Below are 20,856 nucleotides of genomic sequence, written 5' to 3'. Positions count from 1 at the left end.
GCCGCGCGCCGGGCGCCCCGACTAGGCTCGGCGCATGCTGGTGCTGACGCGCAAGAAGGGGGAGCGCGTCCTGATCGGCGACGACATCGTGGTGACGGTGATCGACGTCCGCGGCGACGGCGTCCGGATCGGCCTGGACGCACCGCGCGGGGTCAAGATCCAGCGCGCGGAGGTCGTCCGCGCCGTGACCGAGGCGAACACCGAGGCGGCGGCGAACACGACCGTGACCGCCGACGTGATGGCGGGCCTGCTCGCCGCACGGGCCCGGCCGCGTCCCGAGGCCCAGGCGGAGCCCCAGGCCCAGGCGGAGGAGCAGGGCGCGCCTCCGGCCGGTGGCGCGCCGCAGCCGCCGAGGCCCGCTCCGCCCCGCCGTCGCCCCTGAGCGTCAGGCCTGCACGGAACGACTGCGCGCCGTGCCGCCCCTGACGGGGTGCGCCCCGGACTGAGGGTCGCAGCGCCCGGGCGTTTCCTGGCTTCATACTCCCGTGACCACCGCACCGTCCACGGCCACCGAGCAGGCCGCCACGTCCTCCGAGCCCGACGTCGACCCGCGCTACGCGTTCATCGCCGCGACCATCGGCGAGCTGCGTGACCACGCGCTCTCCGAGGTGTCGCGGGAGTCCGTCGCCGAGCGCGCGGGCCGCGACGCGACGGAGATGGACGAGCTGTTCGCGAGCTTCCCCGATCTGCTGATCGAGACGATCCACACCTGGTACACCCAGCGGACCACGCCGCTGATGCCGATCGCCCAGCGCCACGGCGCGGTGGCGTTCCTCCGCGCGAACGTGGTCTCGAACCTCGCCGACCCGGCGCTGATGCGGGTGCTCTCCGCGCTGCCCGGGTTCGCCGCGACGCCGGGGCACCCGCTCGCGCTCTGGGCGCAGGAGCACTTCCTCCGCTTCCACGTGGTGGTCCAGCGCGCGCTGCGCGAGGACGTGGTCGTCGGCCGCGAGCCGGAGACGATGAAGCCGGCCCGCGGCGCGGAGCAGCTGATCGCGCTGTACGAGGGGCTGCAGGTCCAGGCCATGGTGCGGCCGACGATGGACCTGCTCGCCTCCTACGACCGCGCCGTCACGCGCCTGCGGGACGGCTGGTCGCTGACCTACACGCCGGCGGCCTTCGAGCTCTGAGGCGCGAGCGCGCCCTGCTCGTCGAGCAGGCGCAGCAGGTGCCGCACGACGCGGTCGCCGCTGATGCGCAGCCCGTCGTGCTGCCACTCGTCGGTGACCCAGGGGGTGACGGAGCCGACCTCGGCCGCGGTGCGAAGCGACAGCTCGAGCGGCACGAACAGGTCGTCCGCGTAGACCGCGGCCGCCACGGGCACGGCGCTGCCGGCGAGTCGGTCCGGGTCGTGCAGCGGGGGCCAGTCGTTTCGCGTCGCGATCGACTCGGCCGCGGCTTCGAACGGCCGCAGCAGGCGGATGTCGCGGAACATCCACGAGAACACGGCCTCGCCCGTGAGCCGCAGCGGCCGCGCGCCCTCCGCGAAGGCGGGATGCCGGCGCCGCTCGGCCTCCGCCGCCCAGCCCGTCGCGCTCCCGTCGCCGTAGATCGCCTCCTGCAGCACCATGTACAGCGGGTTCGCGGCGTACGCGGTGAGCGCCAGCACCCGGTGCAGGAACGCGTCGGACAGGCGGTCGCCGCTCCAGGCGGTGTCGAGCAGCGCGTGCAGCCGCTCCGCGCCGTGCTGCATCCCGAGGTCGGTGCCGATCAGCTGCAGCCGGCGCACGGTGAGCCGGTCGCCGTCGGGCAGCCGCACGTCGTCCTCGGCCAGCCGGTCCGCGATCCGGGCCAGCACCGGGACGTCCTGCGGGTACCGCGTGTCGTACCGGTCGCCGGCGGCGAGCACCGCGGGGAAGGTGCGCCGGTAGACCTCCACGGCGTCGGGGCGCACCGCGGGCAGCCCGCCCGTCACGAGGCAGGCGGTCAGCGCCTCCGGGTGCCGGGACAGGTAGGCGAGGGTGACGAAGCCGCCGTAGCTCTGGCCGAGCGTCGCCCACCGGCGCCCGCCGTAGACGGTGCGGCGCAGGTGCTCCGCGTCCTCGACGATCGCGTCGGCCCGGAAGCACGCCAGGTACGCGCCGCCGTCGGTGCCGAGCGCGGCGATCCGCGCCGCGTCGACCGGGGTGCTGCGGCCGGTGCCGCGCTGGTCGAGCAGCACCACGCGGAAGCGCTCGAGCAGGGCGCCGAGCCAGCCGGACGCGTCGAGCGGACGCGGCGATGCGCCGCCGGGGCCGCCCTGCAGGAACAGCAGCAGCGGCAGGTCCTCGTGCCGGCGGTGCGCGGCGGTCACCTCGCGCGCGAACACGCGGAGGGTGCCGGGCAGGCGTCCGGAGCGGTCGAGCGGCACCTCGACCACCCGGTCGACGACGTGCAGGCCGGGCGGCGACCCGGTCACGCGAGCGCTCCGCCGCGCTCGTCGAGCAGGCGCAGCAGGTGCCGCACGACCTCGCCGCCGGAGGCGCCGATGCCGTCGTGCTCCCACTCGTCGGTGACCCACGTCGTGACGTTCCCGATCGCCGCGGCGGTCTCGCGCTGCAGGTCCGCGTCGACGTAGAGGTCGTCGAAGTACACGGCCGCGGCGACCGGCACCTCGTTCGCGGCCAGCCGCGGCAGGTCGTAGCGGCGCGGCCACTCCTCGCGCCGCTGCAGAAGGTCCACGGCGGGGCCGAAGGGGCGCAGCAGCCGGATCTCCTCGAACATCCAGGGGAAGAACATCTCGCCGGTGAAGCGCAGCGGGCGGGCGGTCTCCGCGAACTCCGGGTGCCGGTCGTGCTCCGCCTGCGCCGCCCAGCGCGTCGCACCGGAGGTGTCGTCGGTGTACTCCGCGGCCTCCTGCAGCGCCGCCCAGAGCGGGTTCACCGCGAACGAGGTGTGGTCGAGCGCCTCGGCGAGGAAGGCGTCGGACAGGCCGCCGTCGGAGCCGAAGGCGGTGTCGAGCGCCCAGTGCAGCTCCTCGAAGCCGTGCTGCATGCCGAAGCGGCTGCCCATGAACTGGAACCGCCGGACGGTGAAGCGGTCGCCGTCGGGCAGCCGCACGTCCTCGGCCGCCAGCAGGTCCGCGATCCGCGAGACGGTCTCGACGTCGCCCGGGTACCGCCGCTCGAACCGCAGGTTCTTCGCGAGCGCGCGCGGGTACGTGCGGCGGTAGAGGTCCGCGGCGTCGGGGCGGAGCGCCGGAAGCCCGCCGGTGACCATGCAGGCGGCGAGCCCCTCGGGCGCGCTCGACAGGTACTCCAGCGTGATCCAGCCGCCGTAGCTCTGCCCGAGCGTCGTCCAGCGCCGGCCGCCGTACACGGCGGTGCGCAGGTGCTCGGCGTCGCGCACGATCGAGTCGGCGCGGAAGCAGGCCAGGTGGGCGGCGCCGTCCTCGGCGGTCATCGACGCCATGCGGGCCGCGTCGACCGGCGTGCTGCGGCCCGTGCCCCGCTGGTCGAGCAGCACGACGCGGTACCGCTCGAGCAGCACCCGGATCCACCCGGAGGCGTCGAGGGGGCGCGGCGAGGCGCCACCCGGACCGCCCTGCAGGAACAGCACGAGGGGCAGGTCCTCCCGCCGCCGGTGCGGCGCGACCAGCTCGCGCGCGAACACGGTGATGCCCGGACCCTCCGGTGCGGCCCAGTCGAGCGGCACCTCGACCTCGTGCTCGATCACGTGCAGACCGGGGACCGTGTACTCGGCGGACTTCACCCGGTCGATGATGCCGCGCGCACCTGGCCCCTGCTCTGGGGCGCCTTGCTTGGGGGTTTTCGACCCCTCGCTGCCCTTTCCTACTCTCGAGCGAACCGGATCACGGGGTGGACGACGGTCTCCCACCGCGCCGGACGACGTCGGGAGTCGACACATGAGCATGATCACGTCGAAGGACAACGACGTCTTCGGCGTGCCCTTCGTGGAGATCCTGGAGTACCCGATCGACCGCGAGGCCGCCCTCAGCGTCTCCGCCGTCCTCTGCCGCCGGCACCGAGTGCTGCCGATCGCCCGCGAGGGCATGACGCTGATCGTCGCGATGGCCGACCCGGGCGACATCCTCGCCCTCGACGACGTCTCCGCCGCGACCCGCCGCCGCGCCCGTCCCGTCGCGGTCGACCCGAAGGACCTCGCGACCGCGATCGACCGGTACCACCGCGCCGACGACGAGCTCTCGGACCTGTCGAACACGCTCGGCGGCCAGAGCGAGGCCGCCTCCCTCGACGAGGACGCGACGGACGAGGACGACGCGCCCATCGTCCGATTCGTGAACCTGCTCATCAGCCAGGCGGTGCAGGACCGCGCGAGCGACATCCACGTCGAGCCGGGCGAGAAGGCGCTGCGCGTCCGCTACCGCATCGACGGCGTGCTGAAGGAGGTGCAGTCGGTCCCGACCTCGATCCAGGCCGGCGTCATCTCGCGGCTGAAGATCATGGCCGAGCTCGACATCGCCGAGCGCCGCCGCCCGCAGGACGGCCGCATCGCCGTCCTGCACCAGGGCCGCAAGATCGACCTCCGCGTCGCGACGCTGCCGACCGTGTACGGCGAGAAGGTCGTCATGCGGATCCTCGACTCATCGGGGTCCGCCAAGTCGATCGGCGCGCTCGGCATGATGGGCCGCAACCTCAACGCCTTCAAGGCGTCGTACGAGCGCCCGAACGGGATGCTGCTCGTCACCGGCCCGACCGGCTCCGGCAAGTCGACGACGCTGTACACGGCGATCCAGGAGGTCGCGAAGCCGTCCGTGAACGTGATCACGGTCGAGGACCCGGTCGAGTACCGCATGGCGGGGATCAACCAGGTGCAGATCAACGCGAAGGCCGGCCTGACGTTCGCGTCCGCGCTCCGCTCGATCCTGCGCTCGGACCCGGACGTCGTGCTGATCGGTGAGATCCGCGACCACGAGACGGCGCAGATCGCGGTCGAGGCCGCGCTGACGGGCCACCTCGTCATGTCGACGCTGCACACGAACGACGCCCCGTCCGCGGTGACGCGCCTCGTCGAGATGGGCATCGAGCCCTACCTGGTCGGCTCCGCGCTCGTCGGCGTCGTCGCCCAGCGCCTCGCCCGCCGGCTCTGCGACAAGTGCAAGAAGCCGACCCACTACGACGAGGACTACCTCGCGAAGATCGGCCTCTTGATCGAGGAGGACGAGGAGGTGTTCGTCCCCGTCGGCTGCTCGCACTGCGCGAACACCGGCTACCGCGGCCGCCTCGCGATCCACGAGGTGATGACGGTCTCCGAGGAGGTCGAGCGCCTCACGGTCGCCCGTTCCTCCGCCAGCGAGATCGGTCGCGCCGCCGTCAGGGAGGGCATGGTCTCGCTGCGGCAGGACGGCTGGAACAAGGTCGCCGCCGGCCTCACCTCCATCGAGGAAGTCCTCCGCGTCGCCGTCTAGGCGCACGGCTCACACGCTCCACCGATACGACAGGAAGACCCGTGCACGACGACCCGATCGCCCTGCTGAACGCCGCGCTGACGGAGGTCGTCGAGCGAGGCGGCTCCGACCTGCACATCGCCGCCGGCCGCGCCCCCGCCGTGCGCGTCTCCGGCGAGCTCCGTCCGATCCAGGGCGTGGGGGAGTGGGACGCCGACGCGGTCGAGACGATCCTGTCGGCCGCCATGACCGAGAAGCAGCGGCGGGCCTTCGCCGAGGACCTCGAGCTCGACTTCGCCTACACGCTGTCGGCGGACAGCCGCTTCCGCGTGAACGTCTATCGGCAGCGCGACGCCTGGGGCGCCGCCTTCCGTCTGATCCCGACCGAGATCAAGTCGCTCGGCCAGCTGGGCCTGCCCGCGTCTATCGGCGAGTTCGCGGACCTGCCCCGCGGCCTGGTGCTCGTGACCGGCCCGACCGGCTCCGGCAAGTCGACGACGCTCGCCGCGCTGATCGACCGCGCGAACGAGACGCGGGCCGACCACATCATGACGATCGAGGACCCGATCGAGTTCGTGCACTCGAGCAAGCGGGCGCTCGTGAACCAGCGCGAGGTCGGCGCCGACACCCAGAGCTTCGGCGCGGCGCTGAAGCACGTGCTGCGGCAGGACCCGGACATCATCCTGCTCGGCGAGCTCCGCGACCTCGAGTCGATCTCGGTGGCGCTCACCGCCGCGGAGACCGGCCACCTCGTGTTCGCGACCCTGCACACCTCCGACGCGTCGCAGTCGATCGACCGCATCATCGACGTCTTCCCGGCGCACCAGCAGCAGCAGGTGCGCATGCAGCTGTCGCTCGTGCTGCAGGGCGTCGTCTGCCAGACGCTCGTCCCGAAGGCGAGCGGCCAGGGCCGCGCGGTCGCGGTCGAGGTGCTGAAGATCACACCGGCCGTGTCGAACCTGATCCGCGCCGCGAAGACCAGCCAGATCGTCAGCGCGATGCAGACCGGCTCGAACCTCGGCATGCAGACGATGGACCAGCACCTCGCCGCGCTCGCCTCCGACGGCACGATCACGCAGGAGGCCGCGGAGGGCAAGGCGCACGACGTGGAGACCGTCCGGCAGCTGATCACCAAGCCCCGCTTCGCCGGCGCGTCCAACGACTTCTTCTCGATGTCGTCCATGGGCGGCCGCTGATGGCGACGACTGCCGCGGCCGCGCCCGCGAAGACGTCCACCGGTCAGAAGACGTTCGACTACCGGGCCCGCAGCCGCGCCGGCAAGCTGGTCAAGGGGAACATCGAGGTCGCGAGCGAGAGCGCCGCCGTCGCGAAGCTCACGGCGATGGGGCTCGCGCCCATCACGCTCGTCGAGCGTCAGCCGGGCACCGGCCTGAACCGCGAGATCAACCTCGGCTTCCTCGGCCCCGGCTTCAAGATCAACGACCTCGCGGTCATGACTCGGCAGCTCGCGACCATGACCGCCTCCGGGCTCGCGCTGCTGCGGGCGGTCACCGTGGTGGCGGATCAGACCGAGAACACCAAGCTGAAGGCGATGCTGCAGGACGTCGGTCGCGAGATCGAGACCGGCACGTCCTTCTCGGAAGCGCTCGCGAAGCACCGCGACATCCCGCTGATCATGGTCAGCATGCTCCGCGCCGGTGAGGCCGGCGGCTTCCTCGACATCGCGCTCGCCGCGGTCGCCACGACCTTCGAGAAGGAGGCGAAGCTGCGCGCGACGGTCAAGTCGGCGATGACCTACCCGGTCGTCGTGCTGATGATCGCGCTGCTCGCCGTCGTCGGGATGCTGCTGTTCATCGTCCCGATCTTCAAGGACATGTTCGAGGGCATGGGCAGCCAGCTGCCCGCTCCGACGCAGCTGCTGGTGAACCTGTCGAACAACATGGTCTGGATCCTGCCGCTCGGCGTGGTCGGCGCGATCGCGGCTGCGGCCTTCTACCGGGCGCAGAAGAACCAGGACTGGTTCCGACGGCTGACGCACCCGCTGCTGCTGAGGGTGCCGATCTTCGGACCGCTGATGACGAAGGTCGCCGTCTCCCGCTTCGCGCGGAACCTCTCGAACATGACCTCCGCAGGCGTTCCGCTGCTGAAGGCCCTGCAGATCGTCGGTGCCGCCTCGGGCAACTGGGTAATCGAGCAGACGGCGAACCGGGTCGCCGAGTCCGTCCGCGTCGGCGGATCCATGGCCGGCCCGTTGGCCGAGGAGAAGCACTTCCCGTCGATGGTCGTGCAGATGATCGCGGTCGGGGAGGAGTCCGGTTCGGTCGACACCATGCTCGGCAGGGTCGCCGACTTCTACGACGAGGAGATCGACGCGACCGCCGCGGCGCTGACCTCGCTCATCGAGCCGATCATGATCGTGATCCTGGGCGGGGTCGTCGGCGGCATGGTCGTCGCGCTCTACATGCCGATCTTCTCGATCGCGTCGGCGGTCCACTGATCTCCGGGTGAGGCCGCCCGAGCGGGCGATCTCACCCGGCTGCCCGCTCGATCACCCGAGGAGTACCGCAGTGCCGAACCGCCGCGGCGACGCCGGCTTCACCCTGGTCGAGCTGCTCGTCGTGGTCCTCGTCATCGGCGTACTGGCCGCCATCGCCGTCCCAACGCTGATCGGTGCGCAGCTGAGCACGAAGAAGGCGGCGACGCAGGCGGATCTCGCACATGCGAAGCAGGCCGTCGTGGCGTACGGCATCGACCACGCCGACGTGATCCCGGACGCGATCTCCGACGACGAGGTCGGGCGCGTCGACGCCGACGGCACCGAGCTCGCTCCGCTCGGCTGGTCGAAGAGCGCGTCGACCGTCTCCCTCGTCTACCGCCCCGCCGGCAGCGGAGCCGGTGCGCGCTGGTGCGTCGACGGCGAGAACGAGACGGGTGCGCGGTACCGGATCTCGACCCGCACCTCGGTCGCGAGCGGCGACTGCGCCGGGCTCAGCGCCGCGAACTACTGAGCATCCGCCCGCGCTCGGCGCGTCCTCCTCGTGCGGCCCCCGGAAAGGGGGCGTTTCCCTCCGGCGCTGCGGCGTGTCCCCCCGTCAGAGTGATCGCGCTGGAGCACGACGGTCAGTGCAGCACCTCGACGAGGAATGCACCCCGCCGAATGGGGTGAATTGTGCACGCTAAACACCCCCGGTCGGGGTCTGATAAAGGAATTCAGTGCTCAATATCTTTTCCTTTAATCGCCGCGGCCTATCCGCGGCGGGTCACCACCACTCCACATCCTGAAGAGGGAAACGAACCCGTCATGTCCATCACCACCGCCCTCGAGGCCCGCCGAGACGCTCTGCGCGAGCGCGAGGCCGGCTTCACGCTCATCGAGCTCCTGGTCGTCGTCATCATCATCGGCATCCTCGCCGCGATCGCGATCCCGATCTACCTCGGCGTCACCAACGGCGCCAAGGACTCCTCGACCAAGTCGGACCTGACCAACGCCAAGACGGCGATCACCGGCTACGCGGTCGACGCCAACGGGTACATCCCGGCAGCGATCGACGCCACCGGCAACGTCGCGGCCAACACGTCGATCACGCCGAACGTCGCTGCCGTGGACCTGACCAAGTACGGCTGGTCGAAGAGCGCCAACACGACCTCGCTCACCTACGCGGTGAAGTCGGGCACGGCCAACACCACCGCTGCCACCTGGTGCGTGGACGGCGTGAGCGCGACCAACGCGAAGTTCCGCATCTCGACCAACACCTCGGTCGCTTCGGGCGACTGCACGACGCTCACCGAAGCGAAGTGGTGATCCGTTACTGAAGTTCACGCGGCGACCGGGGCGACCCGGTCGCCGCGCCAGTGCAGGCCCGCACCGACGCCATGGAGAAGACAGTGCATCAGCGACGCACCGCCTCTGACGAGGGCCTGACCCTCATCGAGGTCATGGTCGCGATGCTCGTCTTCGCGATCCTCTCCACCGGCATCGTCGCCGGCCTCTCGACCATCACCCGGATGACCGCGGACGACCGCGCCCGGGTGACCGCCCAGAACCTCGCCTCGCGCGAGATCGACCGGATGCGCGCCCTGGCCGACCCCTTCAAGGTCATGGCCGCCACGACCGCAGCGGACCGCGCCGGGGTCGCCTGGACCGTCGACGGCCGCACCTACACCGTCAAGCGCGGCGTCTCGTGGATCACGCAGGCCGGCGTCGATGCCTCCTGCGGCGGCAGCTCCGCCCTCTTCGCCCTTCGCATCAACGTCCGCGTCACCTGGCCGGGCATGCTCGCGAACACCGCGCCCGTGCAGGACGACACCCTGCTCGCGCCCACCGCCGGGCTGAGCAACGACACGACCGGCGGCATCGTCACCTCGATCACGGACGACCAGTCGGCGCCGCAGCAGGGCGTCGGGGTGACCGTGAAGGCGAATACCGGCGGCACGACGCCCGCGCAGCAGCCCGCCGACACCGACAGCGAGGGCTGCAGCTACGCCGGCAACCTCGCCCCCGGCAACTACGACGTCACCCTGTCGAAGAACGGCTGGATCGACGGGAACCAGGACGCGACCCCGACGAAGACCGTCTCGGTCACGAAGGGCGCGACCACCGTGCCGCAGTTCGCGCCCTACGCGAAGGCCGCGTCCTACCGCACCGCCTTCCAGCCCCGCCCGGCGGTCGCGAGCATCCCCTCCGGCTACTCGATGCAGCTGCCGACCTCGTTCGACACCACCTTCATGAGCGGCGACAACATCTCGGTGGACTCCTCGGCCGCGCAGAGCAAGATCACGCCGCGGTACCCGTACGCCGCCGGGTACGGGGTGATCGCCGGACGCCTGCAGTCGCCGGACGGCACGAAGACCTGCGCCGCGGTCGACCCGGCCGCCTGGGGCGCCGGCAAGGTCGGGACGACGCAGCTGCAGAGCGGCGCGCCCCAGCGGGCGACCGCGTACGCAGCCTCCGGGGACAGCACCTACGCCTACGTGCCCATGGGGGCGGTGCTGGTGACGGCGCCCGCCGGCACCTACGTCGGGGCGACGCAGGCGCCGTCCGCGGCCGGCACGCCGTCCTGCGACGTCTCCAGCACCTACATCTACGGCTTCGTCTCCGACGGCTCGCCGCGGCTGATCGGGCTGCCCTACGGCTCGTGGCGGATCTACGCGGGCACCAGCGTCAACAACGCGACGCTGCTCGGCAGCGGCCAGCTGAAGATCGTGACGAACGACGCGCCCTGGGCCGTCGGCTCCGACGGCACGGTCGTGCTCGACCCGAGGCGCCGGCAGTGAACGGGATGTTCGGTCGCCGCGTCGACGAGGAGGGCGCGGACGACGACTCGGGCTTCACGCTCGTCGAGCTGATCGTCACCATGCTCGTGACGGGGATCGTGCTCGCGATGGTCGGCACCTTCTTCGTCAACGTCACGCGGCTGACCAGCTGGGCCGGACGGGACCGGGAGGCCACCGGGCAGGCCGGGGTCGCCATGGACCAGCTGCGCGCCGTCATCCGCGTCGCCATCGACAACCCGACGACATCGGCGCCCTCCGACCCCTCGTCGATCGCGGTCGCGAAGTCGAACTCGATGACGGTCTACGCGTACTCCAACACGACGACCGCCGCGGCGACCCCGACGAAGGTGACCTTCTCGCTCGTCGCCGACTCCGTCGACCCGACCGTCGGCTGGCTCACCGAGACCCGGCAGCTCGGCACGTCCTCCGGGGCGACCGGCTTCTGGACCTTCACCGGCGGCACGACCACCCGGCGCATGGCGGGGCCGTTCCTGATGGCCGCGCCCACGCCCTTCTTCCAGTACCTGAACAGCCAGAGCAGCACCCCGCTGTCCGTGGGCAACGGGTTGAGCGCCTCGGGACGCAAGGACGTCACCTACATCATGGTCACCACGACGACCCGCTCCGCCGGGCTGACCTCGGACGACCAGGACGTCGTCGTCACCACCTGGCTCAGCATGCCGAACGTCAAGCGCGACGTGTCGACGTCGATCACGCCGTCGCCGCTCCCGACGCCGACCAAGACGCCGACGCCGACGCCGACGCCCGTGCCGAGCGTGACCCTGACGCCCGCGCCGACCGCGAGCGCGACGCCGACCGCGACGCCCACGGCGACGCCGACGGCCACCGCGCCGGCACCGACCGCGACCGCGACGCCCACCCCGACGCCGACCGCGACCAAGACGCCGACGCCCACGCCGACGGCCACCCAGACGCCGACACCGACCCCGACGCCGACTCCCACGCCGACGCCGACGCGAGGGCTCGGCTGATGCGCCGCCGGATGCAGGACGACCGCGGCGTGGCGCTGGTGATGGTGATCGTCCTCGGCTTCATCTCGGTGCTGCTGCTGGGCACCGCCCTGACCGCGGCCTCCTCGGGGCTGCGCCAGGCGGTCACCTCGCAGCGGTCGACCAGTGCGCTGGACGCGGCGTTCGCCGGGGTGCAGGAGTACGTGGCGCGGGTGAACGCGGACGACTCGTACGTGGCCTACGGCAACGCGCTCTCCCCGTTCACGATCGCCTCGGGCAGCGCTGCGACCGTGAAGAAGCCCGACGTCTACAACGCGGCGATGGGCGCGGGCGGCACCGTCGCCAGCAGCGCGCCCGGCTCGAGCAACTGGAAGTGGACCGCCGTGCCCGGCAGCGGCGGCAACTCGCGCTTCCGGTACGAGATCGACAACTCGGCGTACAAGACCACCGGCACCGTGCGGCTGCGCGTCACCGGCGCGGCAGGGGACAGCACCCGCACGCTGCTCGTGAACCTGCGCGTGCGCGGGTTCGTCGACTACAGCTACTTCACCGACCTCGAGATGCAGGACCCGGTGACGTCCGGCGACGCCGCCTCGTGCGCCGTCCGCGCCCCGCGCCCCTCCTCGTGCAAGGCGGCCTCCGTCAAGTTCCTGAAGGACGACGCGATCTCGGGCGACGTGCACTCGAACGACTTGATGACGATCTGCGGGGCGACCTTCACGGGCCGTGTCACGACGTACTACACGGGCAACCCGCTCTGGTCGAGGACCGGCTGCCCGACGGGCACCGGCACGACCTCGATGACGAACATCTCGCACGCGGACGAGCTGCCGCTGCCCCCCACCAACACGACCATGGAGCAGGACGCCGCGTGCGTCTACGTCGGGCCGACGCAGGTCACGTACAACCCGGGCGGCACGATGACGGTCGTCTCGCCGTGGACCCGCGTCACCTCGAACGCGACCAGGTGCGGGTCGGTCGCCCAGCTCGGCTCGCCGAGCGGCGCGACCGTGTCCCAGCTCGACCACGACGCGCTCTACGTGAAGGCGGTCCCGCTCGACTCGTCCGACCCGAACTACCGCAGCAGCGCCGACAAGCCGGCGAACCTGTCCTGCGTCGACGCGAACGGCAGCACGACCACCGCGGCGGACGGCATCGGGTGGCAGCTGTCGAGCGGCGGCGCCACCATCCGCTACCCGCGGACGAACGAGGTGCCCGCCACCATCAAGGCGTTCACGTCGAGCGACCAGTGGGACACCACGCGACCCGCGTACGGCTGCCGCAGCGGCGACCTGTACCTGCAGGGCACCGTGACCGGGCAGACGACCGCGGCCGCGGCGAACTACGTCTACGTCACCGGCGACGTGGTCTACGCCGACAGGACGGCGAACGTGCTCGGCATCGTCGGTCAGAACGGCGTCATCGTGTGGAACCCGATGAAGTCCTACTCGCTCGACCTGCTGAACCCGTTCCGGCCGATCCTCACCGACACGAACCGCGAGATCGACGCCGCGATCCTGTCGACGGCGCACACCTTCAGCGTGCAGAACTTCGACCGCGGCACGCAGCGCGGGGTGCTCAAGGTGTACGGCTCCATCGGCCAGAAGTTCCGCGGGATCGTGGCGGCGCAGTTCCCCGACACCGGCTACGACAAGTCCTACGAGTACGACCCGCTGCTGAAGACGGTCAGCCCGCCGAAGTTCCTCGCGGCCGGCTCGACCACCTTCACCGTCAGCTACTACGCGGCCGTCGCCGCGGCGTTCAAGGCGGACGGGAGCAACCCGTGAGCGGCCTCGTCGTCGTGATGGCGGCCGTGCTCGGCCTCGTCGTCGGATCCTTCCTGAACGTCGTCGCGCACCGGGTGCCCGCCGGCCTCTCCGTCGTGCGGCCCGCGTCGCGCTGCCCCGGATGCGGCAACGGCATCGCCAAGCGCGACAACGTGCCGGTGCTGTCCTGGCTCGCGCTCCGCGGCGCCTGCCGGCACTGCCGGATGCCGATCTCGGCCCGCTACCCGCTGATCGAGGCTGGCACCGCGGTCGCCTTCGCCGTCGCGGTGCTGCCCTTCGCCGCGGACCTCGACCGCGCGGTCGACGTCCGCACGCTGCTGGCGACCACCCTCGAGGTCGTCGCCTTCCTCTACCTCGCCGCGATCTCCATCGCGCTCGCCGCGATCGACCTCGACGTCAAGCGGCTGCCGAACGCGATCGTGCTGCCGGCCTACGCGGTCGGGCCCGCCCTGCTCGGCCCGGTCGCCCTGCTGCGCGGCGACCTGGTGCCGCTCGGGACCGCCGCGGCCGGGGCCGGAGCCGCCTTCCTCCTCTACTTCACCCTCTGGTTCTTCAAGCCGGGCGGAATGGGGCTCGGCGACGTGAAGCTCGCCGGCGTGCTGGGCCTGTTCCTCGGCTTCCTCGGCGTCCCGCAGCTCGTCGTCGGCGTCGCCGCCGGCTTCCTGCTCGGCGGCGTCTTCGGCGCGCTGCTGCTCGTCACGCGCCGCTCGAGCCGCTCCTCCGCGATCCCGTTCGGCCCCTGGATGCTGCTCGGCGCCTGGGTCGGGGTGCTCGCCGGCCAGCCGGTCGCGGCCGGCTACCTGCGGCTGGTCGGCCTCTCGTGACCCCTTCCGGGCGCACCTCCACTGGGGACTGCACCGCTCGTCCCCGCTCCACGACACTCCTGACCATCACCTGATCCGAAGGACCTCCCCACCATGGCGAAGAGCATCGTCGGCCTCGACTTCGGCCACGGCGTGATCCGTGCCGCCGAGGTGAGCCCCGGCGGCAGGCAGCGTCCCGTGCTGCACCGGTACCACGAGGTGGAGGTGCCCGTCGACGCGATCCGCGAGGGCGTCGTCGCCGACACCCCGGCCGTCGTCGCAGCCCTCAAGTGGCTCTGGGCGGTCGGCGGGTTCTCGACCAAGCGCGTCGTGCTCGGCATGGGCAGCCAGCAGGTGCTGATCCGCGAGCTGGTGCTGCCGTCGATGCCGATGGCGCACCTGCGCGAGACGCTCGCGTTCCGCGTGCAGGACATGCTGCCGCTGCCGGTCGAGCACGCGGTGCTCGACTACTACCCGGTCGAGGAGGTCGAGCACGAGGGCGAGCCCCACCTGCGCGGCCTGCTCGTCGCCGCGACCCGGGAGTCCGTCGCCGCGAACACGTCGGCCGCCGCGGCCGCCGGCCTGAAGGTGGTGGACGTCGACCTGATCCCCTTCGCGGTGATCCGCTCGCACGTCGACGAGGACCTCGCCGGGGTCAAGGTGTACCTGCACGTCGGCGCCGTCTCCACCAACGTGATCGTCGCCGAGCGCGGCGTGCCCCAGTTCGTGCGCATGCTGCCGAGCGGCGGCAACGACCTCACCGCGGCGCTCGCGGACCGCCTCGGCGTCCGCGCCGACCGCGCCGACGAGCTGAAGCGCCGCTTCGGCCTGGTCGCCGACGAGGAGGTGCCCGAGTCGCGCCTCACCGCCGACGTCAGCGCCGAGGCCGCCCGCGACCTCGTGCAGGCCGTCGCCAGCACCATCGCGTTCTACCAGAACGGCCACCCGGAGGACCACGTCGACGGCGTGGTGCTGAGCGGGGGAGGGGCCATGCTCCGCGGGCTGAGCGCCGAGATCGCCGAGCACACGGGCCTGCCGGTCACCGTGTCGCGGCCGGACGGCCGCTTCACCGTGGGCGCCCGCATCGACGAGCCCTCGTTCGTGGCCGCCGGCGCGGCGCCCGCCGTCGCGCTCGGCCTGACCGTGGGGAGCGCGGCATGAGCTTCGAGGACATCCTCCGCAAGCCGGAGCCCGAGCCGGAGACCGCCGCCGAGACCGCGGCGCGCGTCGTGAAGGGCGAGCGCCGCCGCGAGCCCGCCGTCGGCGGCCTGCCGCGCGTCTCCCTGCTCCCGCCGGAGATCCGGGACGCCGCCCGGGTGACGGTCGTCCGGCGAGTGCTCATCGGCTCGGTCGCCGCGTCCGTCGGCGCCGTGCTGGCGGGCGTGCTGCTCGCCGGCGCCGTCGCCGGCGCCTCGAACGACCGGCTGACGGCCGCGAACGACCGCACGCAGGGCCTCGCCGCGCAGATCGCGAAGTTCTCCGACGTCGCGCGCCTCGACCAGCAGATCGCGGTCGGGACCGCCGCCGCCGCGGTCGGCTCCTCGACGCAGATCGACTGGCGCGCCCAGTACGACGCCATCACCGCGGACATGCCGTTCGGCTACTCCGTCGAGTCGATGACCGCCGACTCCGCCACCGTCACCACCCCGTACGGGCAGGGCGACAGCCCGCTCGAGCGGCCCCGCGTCGCGACCGTCGTGCTGTCGGTCGACGCGCCGAACACGGCGCAGCTGCCGGGGTGGCTGCGCGAGCTGCGCTCCATCCCGGCCTATGCGGACGCGACCGCGTCCTGGGCCGACGGCAGCAGCAGCAGCGGCGGCTCCGGCGTGAACATCACCCTCACGGTCCACCTCGACGAGCGGGCCCTCGTGAACCAGCAGGAGGCCGCGAAGTGAGCACGCTCCGCATCTGGGTGATGGTCGCGACCGCGGCGATCGTCGCCGTGCTGGCCGGCGGCTTCTTCCTCGGCGTGCAGCCGCAGCTCGCCGCCGCGGCGACGGCGGACGAGTCGGCGGCGAGCGCGGAGGCGCAGGCGCAGACGATGCAGCTGAAGCTGCTGACGCTGTCGAAGCGCGCCGCGAAGCTCGAGTCGATGCAGGCGGAGGACGCCGTGCTGCAGAAGAAGGTGCCCTCGATCCTCAAGGACAACACCTTCAACCGCCGGATCAACGAGGTCGCGGCGCTGAACGGCGTGACCGTCGCCTCCGTCCAGCTCGGCAAGGCGGCGGCCTACACCTCGCCGGCCGGGTCCGCCGCGCCGGCGACCCAGGACGCGGCGACCCCGGCCGCCTCCGCGAGCCCGTCCGCGGCGCCCGCGGCGCCGGTCGCGGCGACGCCGACGACCGCGAAGACCGATCCGCTCATCACGCCCGCGAACTTCGCGGTCGTCCCCGCCTCGGTGACGGTGACCGGCACGCAGGACTCGGTGCTGCGCTTCTCGACCGCCATCCAGGACGACGAGCGCGTGTTCCTCATCACCAACCCGACCACGTCGCGCAACGACGACGGCACCGTCACCGCGGTGCTCTCCGGCGCGATCTACACGCTGCAGCGGTGAGCCGCCCGGGGGACGGGGCCGCCGTCCCCCGGCGGGCCCGTCGACGGGCGGCCATGGCGCTCGCGCTGCTGCTGGCAGCACCGGCGGCCGCCGCCGCGCACGCCGCTCCGTCGCACGAGGTCGATCTGGTCGTGCGCACCCGCGCCGAGGCGCCCTCGCGGGTCGCCCTGCAGCGCGCGGTGCCCGCCGTCCGGCTCGCCGCGGTCCGCCGGCTCGCGCCGCACACCGCCGTCGTGACGGTCCGCTCGTCGGCCACGACCTCGGCGGTCCGCGCGGCGCTCGAGCGCTCGCGGCAGGTCGTCGACACCGCGCTCGACCGGCGCCTGCGCATCGCGGGCACCGTCGCCCCGGTCGCCTCCGGGGCACGCGCGGCGGCGAAGCAGTGGGACCTGTGGGACGCGCGGAGCACCCGCCGGGCCGGCGGGTACGGCATGGACGCGTCCCGCGCGTGGACCCGCACGCTCGGGTCGCCGGACGTCGTCGTCGCCGTGCTCGACACCGGGATCACCCCGCACCCGGACCTGCGGGGCGCCTCCCTGGTACCCGGCTACGACTTCGTCTCCGGCGCGGAGGACATCGGCACGGGGGACGGGGACGGCTGGGACGCGGACCCGTCCGACCCGGGGGACGCGTGCCGCGACGCGGGGGAGCCCTCCAGCTGGCACGGCACCTTCGTCGCCGGCGAGGTCGTGGGACGACTCGGCGGGGGCGCCGCAGGTGCCGCGCCCGGCGTCTCGCTGATGCCGGTCCGGGTGCTCGGGTCCTGCGGCGGGGCGGAGTCCGACGCCATCGCGGCGATCACGTGGGCCTCCGGCGGCCAGGTGCCGGGCGTCCCCGACGCCGCTCGGCGGGCCGACGTGCTGTCCATGTCGCTCGGCAGCGCGGACGGGCGCTGCCCCGCGGCGCTGCAGGCGGCGTTCGACGGCGCGGTCTCGCGCGGCACGGTCGTCGTGGCCGCCGCCGGCAACGACGGGGACGATGTGGCGTCGTCGTCGCCGGCGAACTGCAGGGGCGTCGTCGCGGTCACCGCCACGACGCGGCAGGGCCTGCTCGCCGGCTACTCGAACCGCGGCACCGGGCGCCTCGCCCCGGCGATCGCCGCGCCCGGCGGATCGGGCGGCGACCCGGTCGTCGGCGCCGGCTGGACCTCCCGCACCACCGCCCGGGCCGCGGGCAACACGCCGGTGCTGCGCCTCGCGGTCGGCACCAGCATGGCCGCGCCGCGGGTCGCCGCGGCCGCGGCGCTGCTGCTGTCGGTGCGGCCCGGGCTGACGCCGGCGCAGGTCGCCGACCGGCTGGGCGCGACCGCGACCCGCTTCCCGGCCCGCAGCGCCTGCACGCCGACGATCTGCGGCGCCGGCATCGTGAACGCCGGCTCGCTGGTCGGGGCGGCCCGGCGCTTCGTCCTCGCCGACCCGGTCGGGGTCACCGGGACCTGGCGGCCCGGCTCGGTGCTGAAGGCGCGCGCCGGGCGATGGCGGCCCGAGCCGGCCGCGGTGCGGTACCTCTGGCTGCGCGACGGCCGCCCGATCGCCGGCGCCACCTCGCGCACCCTGCACCTCCGTGCGCGCGACGCCGGCCACCGGATCGCGGTCCGGGTCACGGTGCGCCGCGCGGGCGCGGTGACCGCCGCCACGACCTCCCACTCCCGCCGCGTCCGGCCTGCGTAGGCTCGTCCGGTCATCCAGGGAGGACTCACATGGCCGACACCGACCCGCAGCGCGGGCCAGAGGACGACCCCGAGCGCGACCCGGGGACCGCGACGCCCGCCGACGAGGACGCGGAGCGCGTCCGCGCCGCCGACGTCCGGCAGCAGCAGCGGGCGGACGAGGCGGCGGAGGACCCCGAGCGCACCCGGGTGATCGAGACGGCGCCGGACGATGACGCGGAGGGCCGGCACGCGGCCGAGCCGACCCCGCAGGACGAGGCGGCCGAGGACCGCGCCGCCGACCGGGCGCTCGCGGAGCGCCGCGAGGAGACCGGGGCGCCGGTCGCGGCGGAGGAGCAGCCGGTGCTCGAACCGGCCCGCGAGTCCGCGCCCGTCGCGCCGAAGCGGGAGGGCAACCGGCTCGTCGGCACCGCCTGGGCGCTGCTCGCGGCGGGCCTGTTCCAGGTCGTCTACTTCGCCGCGCTCGCGGGCCTGATCGCGCTGCTCGTGCTGCCGCAGGCCGGCTGGGCGCAGGTCGGACCGGTCGTCTCGGCGCAGCTGCAGCAGTACCTGGGATCCGCGTTCGCCTGGCTCCCGGTCCTCTTCTTCTTCCTGCTGTTCGAGCTCGCCGTGCTGCTGTTCGACCGGGCCGGACGCTTCTTCTACGTGGTGAGCAGCCTCGTCGTCGGCGTCGTGACGTACGTCGCGTCGGTGCTGCTGATCTCGATCCTCACGCGCGGCTCGATCGGGGACACCGCGACGCTCGAGCAGACCTTCCTCGTGCCGCAGTTCATCCTGGTCGGGCTGGTCGCCCGCGAGGTCATGCTGTGGACGGGCGTCGCGATCGGCGCCCGTGGCACCCGGGTGCGCAAGCGCAACCGGGCCGCGCAGCAGGCGTACCGCGACGAGCTCGCGGAGCGCTGACGGACCAGCAGCCGGAGCAGCGCAGCGCGGGGGCGGCCACGGCCGTCCTCGCCACCGCGGCGTGGGTCGCGTCCGTGATCGCGGCGAACGGCTTCATCAGCCTCTTCACCGGGGCGGAGGTGCTGCCGGTCCCGCAGGCGGGGCCGCTCGCCCTGCCGGTCGGGGTCGCGCTCGCCGCGGTCCTGCTCGCCGTCCGCGCGGCCCGGGCGACCGCGTCCAGCGTGCTGCTGCCGCTGGAGCTCCTGCTGATCGGCTACCTCGTGCCGGTCGTCGGTGCGGCGCTCGTCGCGCTCCTGTCGGGCCCCGAGGGAGCGCTGCTCACCGCGGGCCGGCTCGCGATCTCGTGGTTCTCGGTCGCGGCCGCCGTGCTGGCGGCGATCGAGGGCCTCGTCGTCCTGCTCCTCGTCCGCGCCGCGGATGCGGGCGCCGACCGCCCGCGCTGGCCGTGGGAGGGCCGCGACGAGCCCTGACCGCCGGGCCCGCCGCCCCGTGTTCGACAGCCCCCGCGCCAGCGGGTACGATGATCGACCGTGTGTGCCGCTCTTCGGCGCACCGTCCGTTCCGCGATCAGCCCGAGAGGGCGAATGTGCGGGACCCGGGATGCCCCGCGCATCCCGCCGTCGATCATCCGGCACCGGTGGGTCCGCCTCCCGGTGCAGCCGTCCGGCCCGCGAGAACCGCGGAACGAGGAGTTGAAGAGTGCCCACCATCCAGCAGCTGGTCCGGAAGGGCCGCTCGCCGAAGGTCGTCAAGACCAAGGCGCCGGCGCTGAAGGCGAACCCGCAGCAGCGCGGCGTCTGCACCCGCGTCTACACCACCACCCCGAAGAAGCCGAACTCGGCGCTGCGCAAGGTCGCCCGCGTGAAGCTGTCGAACGGCACCGAGGTGACGGCCTACATCCCGGGTGAGGGCCACAACCTGCAGGAGCACTCGATGGTCCTGGTCCGCGGCGGCCGCGTGAAGGACCTCCCGGGCGTGCGCTACAAGATCGTGCGCGGCGCGCTCGACACCCAGGCCGTGAAGAACCGCAAGCAGGCTCGCAGCCGCTACGGCGCGAAGATGGACAAGAAGTAATGCCTCGTAAAGGACCCGCCCCGAAGCGACCCGTCGTCGCCGACCCCGTCTACTCCGCCCCGGTCGTGAGCCAGCTGGTCAACAAGATCCTGGTCGACGGCAAGAAGGGCCTCGCGGAGCGCATCGTCTACGGCGCGCTCGACAACGTCGCGAGCAAGAACGGCCAGGACGCCGTCGTCACGCTGAAGAAGGCGCTCGACAACGTCCGCCCGACCATCGAGGTCAAGTCCCGCCGCGTCGGCGGCTCGACCTACCAGGTGCCGGTCGAGGTCAAGCCGCACCGCGCGAACACCCTCGCGCTGCGCTGGCTCACCTCCTACGCCAAGGCCCGTCGCGAGAAGTCGATGACGGACCGCCTGACGAACGAGATCCTCGACGCGTCGAACGGCCTCGGCGCCGCGGTGAAGCGCCGCGAGGACACGCACAAGATGGCCGAGTCGAACCGCGCCTTCGCCCACTACCGCTGGTAGTCGAAGGCTCCCACCTCGCCGCGGCCGCGGCTCCGTCCAC

Annotated in this window: 21 protein-coding genes; 19 read left to right on the top strand and 2 right to left on the bottom strand. The window is 72.9% G+C overall.

Going from position 1 to position 20,856, the window contains the following annotated elements:
- The first annotated feature begins 34 nt into the window (after window positions 1-34).
- Together csrA and ACFSBI_RS06450 are read left to right on the top strand one after the other, a co-directional pair.
- The gene (csrA, locus tag ACFSBI_RS06455; RefSeq protein ID WP_377933187.1) at window positions 35-382 is read left to right on the top strand and encodes a carbon storage regulator CsrA; all 348 of its coding nucleotides are present in this window, start codon (window positions 35-37) and stop codon (window positions 380-382) included.
- Window positions 383-485: 103 nt separating this feature from the next.
- Entirely contained in the window at window positions 486-1,130 is a 645-nt protein-coding gene (locus ACFSBI_RS06450; RefSeq protein ID WP_377933185.1) for a hypothetical protein, read from the top strand.
- Here the strand turns inward: ACFSBI_RS06450 and ACFSBI_RS06445 are convergent.
- Complete coding sequence (locus ACFSBI_RS06445; protein WP_377933184.1) at window positions 1,103-2,398, bottom strand: alpha/beta fold hydrolase; 1,296 nt, start codon at window positions 2,396-2,398, stop codon at window positions 1,103-1,105. The genes ACFSBI_RS06450 and ACFSBI_RS06445 overlap by 28 nt on opposite strands.
- On the bottom strand, window positions 2,395-3,690 hold the full coding sequence (locus ACFSBI_RS06440) for an alpha/beta fold hydrolase (RefSeq protein WP_377933182.1): 1,296 nt from the start codon (window positions 3,688-3,690) through the stop codon (window positions 2,395-2,397). Before ACFSBI_RS06440 ends, ACFSBI_RS06445 begins: the two co-directional genes overlap by 4 nt.
- Before the next feature lie 154 nt (window positions 3,691-3,844).
- Here ACFSBI_RS06440 and ACFSBI_RS06435 point away from each other — a divergent pair, with 154 nt between their 5' ends.
- The 17 genes from ACFSBI_RS06435 to rpsG all read left to right on the top strand — a co-directional run bounded on the left by ACFSBI_RS06435 (window position 3,845) and on the right by rpsG (window position 20,816).
- Entirely contained in the window at window positions 3,845-5,368 is a 1,524-nt protein-coding gene (locus ACFSBI_RS06435) for a GspE/PulE family protein (RefSeq protein ID WP_377933180.1), read from the top strand.
- Between the two features lie 41 nt (window positions 5,369-5,409).
- A complete protein-coding gene (locus ACFSBI_RS06430) occupies window positions 5,410-6,543 on the top strand; it encodes a type IV pilus twitching motility protein PilT (protein ID WP_377933178.1) in 1,134 nt (377 codons plus the stop codon).
- Window positions 6,543-7,805: a type II secretion system F family protein gene (locus ACFSBI_RS06425; protein ID WP_377933176.1), complete on the top strand. Its 1,263-nt coding sequence runs from the start codon at window positions 6,543-6,545 to the stop codon at window positions 7,803-7,805. Before ACFSBI_RS06430 ends, ACFSBI_RS06425 begins: the two co-directional genes overlap by 1 nt.
- A 70-nt stretch (window positions 7,806-7,875) precedes the next feature.
- Window positions 7,876-8,316 (top strand): prepilin-type N-terminal cleavage/methylation domain-containing protein, encoded by a 441-nt coding sequence (locus ACFSBI_RS06420; RefSeq protein ID WP_377933174.1) that lies wholly within the window; start codon window positions 7,876-7,878, stop codon window positions 8,314-8,316.
- Window positions 8,317-8,609: 293 nt separating this feature from the next.
- On the top strand, window positions 8,610-9,110 hold the full coding sequence (locus ACFSBI_RS06415) for a type II secretion system protein (RefSeq protein ID WP_377933172.1): 501 nt from the start codon (window positions 8,610-8,612) through the stop codon (window positions 9,108-9,110).
- Between the two features lie 83 nt (window positions 9,111-9,193).
- The gene (locus ACFSBI_RS06410; RefSeq protein ID WP_377933170.1) at window positions 9,194-10,582 is read left to right on the top strand and encodes a type IV pilus modification PilV family protein; all 1,389 of its coding nucleotides are present in this window, start codon (window positions 9,194-9,196) and stop codon (window positions 10,580-10,582) included.
- 5 nt (window positions 10,583-10,587) lie between these two features.
- Window positions 10,588-11,574 carry a PulJ/GspJ family protein gene (locus ACFSBI_RS06405; protein ID WP_377933230.1) on the top strand — a complete coding sequence of 329 codons (987 nt, stop codon included), beginning with the start codon at window positions 10,588-10,590 and terminating at the stop codon, window positions 11,572-11,574.
- A gap of 11 nt (window positions 11,575-11,585) precedes the next feature.
- Window positions 11,586-13,340 carry a hypothetical protein gene (locus ACFSBI_RS06400; protein WP_377933168.1) on the top strand — a complete coding sequence of 585 codons (1,755 nt, stop codon included), beginning with the start codon at window positions 11,586-11,588 and terminating at the stop codon, window positions 13,338-13,340.
- Window positions 13,337-14,164, top strand: a complete 828-nt coding sequence (locus ACFSBI_RS06395) for a prepilin peptidase (protein ID WP_377933166.1) — start codon at window positions 13,337-13,339, stop codon at window positions 14,162-14,164. The genes ACFSBI_RS06400 and ACFSBI_RS06395 overlap by 4 nt, the downstream gene beginning before the upstream one ends.
- 93 nt (window positions 14,165-14,257) lie before the next feature.
- On the top strand, window positions 14,258-15,304 hold the full coding sequence (pilM, locus tag ACFSBI_RS06390) for a type IV pilus assembly protein PilM (RefSeq protein WP_377933164.1): 1,047 nt from the start codon (window positions 14,258-14,260) through the stop codon (window positions 15,302-15,304).
- Window positions 15,301-16,038 carry a hypothetical protein gene (locus ACFSBI_RS06385; protein WP_377933162.1) on the top strand — a complete coding sequence of 246 codons (738 nt, stop codon included), beginning with the start codon at window positions 15,301-15,303 and terminating at the stop codon, window positions 16,036-16,038. Before pilM ends, ACFSBI_RS06385 begins: the two co-directional genes overlap by 4 nt.
- Window positions 16,035-16,700: a hypothetical protein gene (locus ACFSBI_RS06380; RefSeq protein ID WP_377933160.1), complete on the top strand. Its 666-nt coding sequence runs from the start codon at window positions 16,035-16,037 to the stop codon at window positions 16,698-16,700. The genes ACFSBI_RS06385 and ACFSBI_RS06380 overlap by 4 nt, the downstream gene beginning before the upstream one ends.
- Window positions 16,697-18,370, top strand: coding sequence for a S8 family serine peptidase (locus ACFSBI_RS06375; RefSeq protein WP_377933158.1), 1,674 nt, complete (start codon window positions 16,697-16,699; stop codon window positions 18,368-18,370). Before ACFSBI_RS06380 ends, ACFSBI_RS06375 begins: the two co-directional genes overlap by 4 nt.
- 29 nt (window positions 18,371-18,399) lie before the next feature.
- Window positions 18,400-19,272 (top strand): hypothetical protein, encoded by an 873-nt coding sequence (locus ACFSBI_RS06370; protein ID WP_377933156.1) that lies wholly within the window; start codon window positions 18,400-18,402, stop codon window positions 19,270-19,272.
- A gap of 74 nt (window positions 19,273-19,346) precedes the next feature.
- Complete coding sequence (locus ACFSBI_RS06365; RefSeq protein WP_377933154.1) at window positions 19,347-19,742, top strand: hypothetical protein; 396 nt, start codon at window positions 19,347-19,349, stop codon at window positions 19,740-19,742.
- A gap of 229 nt (window positions 19,743-19,971) precedes the next feature.
- Window positions 19,972-20,346: a 30S ribosomal protein S12 gene (gene rpsL / locus ACFSBI_RS06360; RefSeq protein WP_325517316.1), complete on the top strand. Its 375-nt coding sequence runs from the start codon at window positions 19,972-19,974 to the stop codon at window positions 20,344-20,346.
- On the top strand, window positions 20,346-20,816 hold the full coding sequence (gene rpsG, locus ACFSBI_RS06355) for a 30S ribosomal protein S7 (RefSeq protein WP_377933152.1): 471 nt from the start codon (window positions 20,346-20,348) through the stop codon (window positions 20,814-20,816). Before rpsL ends, rpsG begins: the two co-directional genes overlap by 1 nt.
- The last annotated feature ends 40 nt before the right edge of the window (window positions 20,817-20,856 follow it).

Origin of the sequence: Amnibacterium endophyticum (assembly GCF_042680685.1) — a bacterium.
Lineage (GTDB): Bacteria > Actinomycetota > Actinomycetes > Actinomycetales > Microbacteriaceae > Amnibacterium > Amnibacterium endophyticum.
The sequence above is the reverse complement of the archived record's forward strand: the minus strand, read 5'-3'. Positions and strand labels throughout refer to the sequence as shown.